Raw genomic sequence first — 681 nt, 5'->3', positions numbered from 1 at the left:
CATCCTGGGGCTGTAGTCGGTCCCAAGGGTTGGGCTGTTCGCCCATTAAAGCGGTACGCGAGCTGGGTTCAGAACGTCGTGAGACAGTTCGGTCCCTATCCGTCGTGGGCGTAGGAAATTTGAGAGGAGCTGTCCTTAGTACGAGAGGACCGGGATGGACATACCTCTGGTGTACCAGTTGTCGTGCCAACGGCATAGCTGGGTAGCTATGTATGGACGGGATAAGTGCTGAAAGCATCTAAGCATGAAGCCCCCCTCAAGATGAGATTTCCCAACTTCGGTTATAAGATCCCTCGAAGATGACGAGGTTAATAGGTTCGAGGTGGAAGCGTGGTGACACGTGGAGCTGACGAATACTAATCGATCGAAGACTTAATCAATATTAAAATGTTTTGCGACGCAAAATCATTACTTACTATCTAGTTTTGAATGTATAACACATTCATTTGTCTGGTGACAATGGCAAGGAGGTCACACCTGTTCCCATGCCGAACACAGAAGTTAAGCTCCTTAGCGCCGATGGTAGTCGGGCTTACGTCCCGCTAGAGTAGGACGTTGCCAGGCAAACCACTTTTGACCGTTAGGTCATTTTTTTGTGGATTATTTTTACTGAATAAAATTAATTTTAAATATTTATTGACTTTAACATCAATAAAGCGTATAATTAATTCTTGTCGGTAA

2 rRNA genes are annotated in these 681 nt (G+C 45.2%); both read left to right on the top strand.

The features are described 5' to 3' along the window. Positions 1–380, top strand: a 23S ribosomal RNA gene (locus tag HMPREF2706_RS11150); the annotation flags it as partial. 69 nt (positions 381–449) lie between these two features. Continuing rightward, a 5S ribosomal RNA gene (gene rrf, locus HMPREF2706_RS11145) occupies positions 450–564 on the top strand. Positions 565–681 lie beyond the last annotated feature (117 nt).

Origin of the sequence: Staphylococcus sp. HMSC067F07, from assembly GCF_001837405.1 — a bacterium.
GTDB lineage: Bacteria > Bacillota > Bacilli > Staphylococcales > Staphylococcaceae > Staphylococcus > Staphylococcus capitis.
The sequence above is the reverse complement of the archived record's forward strand: the minus strand, read 5'-3'. Positions and strand labels throughout refer to the sequence as shown.